Origin of the sequence: Thermoactinospora rubra, assembly GCF_002093975.1 — a bacterium.
Classification (GTDB): domain Bacteria; phylum Actinomycetota; class Actinomycetes; order Streptosporangiales; family Streptosporangiaceae; genus Nonomuraea; species Nonomuraea rubra_A.
Genome location: NZ_MSZZ01000106.1, coordinates 1 through 2,815, shown reverse-complemented (window position 1 = coordinate 2,815; position 2,815 = coordinate 1). Strand labels below are relative to the sequence as shown.

Sequence of the window (2,815 nt, the reverse complement as noted above, 5' to 3'; positions counted from 1 at the left end):
TTCTGCTTGACAGCCCACAGCCTCTCTTAACTACCCGGCATTGGGATCATCCCCGCGTGCGCGGGGAGCACCGCTCATGTCACGCCGCTCCCATCGCGGGCAGGGGATCATCCCCGCGTGCGCGGGGAGCACGGCGCGTTCACCACCGACAACCTGATCGATCTGGGATCATCCCCGCGTGCGCGGGGAGCACATGCCCTCCACGGTGTGCTGGCCACGCGCCCTGGGATCATCCCCGCGTGCGCGGGGAGCACCCCGACGTCGACGGCCGCACCGAGACCGAAAAGGGATCATCCCCGCGTGCGCGGGGAGCACATGATCCGGAGCATGTCAGCTAAGGTGTGCGTGGGATCATCCCCGCGTGCGCGGGGAGCACCGTTTCGCGGTAACTTCGCACAGACGTATGCAGGGATCATCCCCGCGTGCGCGGGGAGCACTGGTCGCCGTCCAAGACGGTCGACCCGTCCACGGGATCATCCCCGCGTGCGCGGGGAGCACTCGTGTGACATATCGAGCGGGGTTGCTCGATATGGATCATCCCCGCGTGCGCGGGGAGCACCCGAGGAGGTTCTTGGCGCTCTGGACGGCGTTGGGATCATCCCCGCGTGCGCGGGGAGCACTCTGCTGTACGGGGCCGCCATTGCCGAGAGACGGGATCATCCCCGCGTGCGCGGGGAGCACGATCTCGCCCTGCCGGGGAATGCCGTCGGCGGGGGATCATCCCCGCGTGCGCGGGGAGCACATCACCAAGGCCTATGCCGGGGCGTACGGCCAGGGATCATCCCCGCGTGCGCGGGGAGCACCTCCGGCTGCGGCCACGGTCGCCGGACGCCCAGGGATCATCCCCGCGTGCGCGGGGAGCACGCTTCAAAGTCAGGGGTCAAGCCGATGACCATGGGATCATCCCCGCGTGCGCGGGGAGCACAGCACGCCGCCGTCGATGAGGTGGTAGACGGCGGGATCATCCCCGCGTGCGCGGGGAGCACGAGCGGATGATCGGCCCCATCAGCCCGTCGCTGGGATCATCCCCGCGTGCGCGGGGAGCACGGATGTCGGGGCGGATCAGCATCGCCGTGATGGGGATCATCCCCGCGTGCGCGGGGAGCACCGAGCGGCCTTGGCGCCGATAGGGACGAAGATGGGATCATCCCCGCGTGCGCGGGGAGCACAGCGCGTCCTCGAAGACGCGGTACAGCAGGCCGGGATCATCCCCGCGTGCGCGGGGAGCACTTGAACCGCTCCATGCTGATCAGCGGCGAGTTGGGATCATCCCCGCGTGCGCGGGGAGCACGTCCAGGACACGAAGTGCCGGCCGAGCACCCACGGATCATCCCCGCGTGCGCGGGGAGCACGTCAAGCGGGACCTGAAGGACCTCAACACCCAGGGATCATCCCCGCGTGCGCGGGGAGCACATCTCCAGCACGGCGGCGGTGAGGATGCGGTCGGGATCATCCCCGCGTGCGCGGGGAGCACGATCCAGGCGGTGAAGTGCTTGTTCATGGCCGGGGATCATCCCCGCGTGCGCGGGGAGCACACGACCGAGTCCACGACCGAGCTACGGCCAGTGGGATCATCCCCGCGTGCGCGGGGAGCACGCCGGCCTTGAGTGTGCCGACCAGGCCGGACAGGGATCATCCCCGCGTGCGCGGGGAGCACATCGGCACCGCGCTGCCCGAGCGGCCGGGCCCGGGATCATCCCCGCGTGCGCGGGGAGCACTTGTCGCCGTCCAGGTCGCATGCGAGGGTTTCGGGATCATCCCCGCGTGCGCGGGGAGCACAGGTCGCTGGTGCCGCCGTTGTCAATCCCCTCAAATCGTGGAGACGGTCCTATGCCACAGCGGCCCTCAGCAGGGCCGTTGATGCTTGCCTCTTCTCGATCATCTGACGCTCGAATGTGACAGGCGGCAGCCCGTCGTTGGCGCTGTGCCTGCGCTTGACGTTGTAGAAGTCCGCTATCCAGGTGGCGATCTTCAGGCGGGCCTCCGCCCGGGTGCGGAAGTGGTGCCGGTGCACGAACTCGACCTTCAGGGTGCTGTTGAGCGACTCGGCGGCTCCGTTGTCGAGCGCGCACCCGACCCGGCCCATCGACTGCACCACCCCGTGCTTGCGGCATTCGGCCTGGTAGCGGGCGGCGGTGTACTCCGATCCGCGGTCCGAATGGAAGATCACCCCGTCCACGTCACCGCCTCGGGTGGCCGCCGCCATCTGCAGCGAGGCGACCGTCAGCGCCGCGTCGTGGTGGGCGGACATGGCGTAGCCGAGCAGCCGGCGGGAGAACAGGTCCTCGACCGAGGCCAAGTACAACCGCCCTTCATCGGTGTGGATCATGGTGACGTCGCCGACCCACAGCACGTCCGGAGCGACCGCGGTGAACCTGCGGCGCACCAGGTCCGGCGCGGCCGGCCGCTTGCCCTGCCGGGTCAGCGAGCGCAGCCTCTTCGGCGCCCGCCCGGCCAAGCCGAGCTCGGCCATCCGCCTGGCCACGGTGTTCTCCGACACCCGCCAGCCCGCCTCGTGCAGGTCCTGGGTGATCCGAGGGGAGCCGTACGTGCCGCCCGAGGCCGCAAACAGCCGCTTGATCTCTGCATCCAACCGGGCCCGCCGCTGCTCGCGGGCGGTCGGCGTCTCTGTCCCGATGCGGTTCTTCCACTTGTAGAACCACGACTGGGAGACCTCCAGCGCCCGGCAGGAGATCGCGTGGTCGATGCCGTGGTCGGTCTTCTGGGAGCAGATGAAGGCCGCCACGCTCACCGGCCCATCGCCTCTTTCACCCACAAGACCACCGAACGCTTGAGGACTGTGAGACTGGAGAGG

1 protein-coding gene and 1 CRISPR repeat array are annotated in these 2,815 nt (G+C 69.4%); the gene reads right to left on the bottom strand.

Annotated features, from left to right (window positions below; all coding sequences use genetic code 11):
* Positions 1-42 precede the first annotated feature (42 nt).
* Positions 43-1,779: a CRISPR direct-repeat array (repeat unit 29 nt; unit sequence GGGATCATCCCCGCGTGCGCGGGGAGCAC).
* A gap of 49 nt (positions 1,780-1,828) precedes the next feature.
* A complete protein-coding gene (locus tag BSB02_RS39065) occupies positions 1,829-2,752 on the bottom strand; it encodes an IS3 family transposase (protein WP_143591771.1) in 924 nt (307 codons plus the stop codon).
* Positions 2,753-2,815 lie beyond the last annotated feature (63 nt).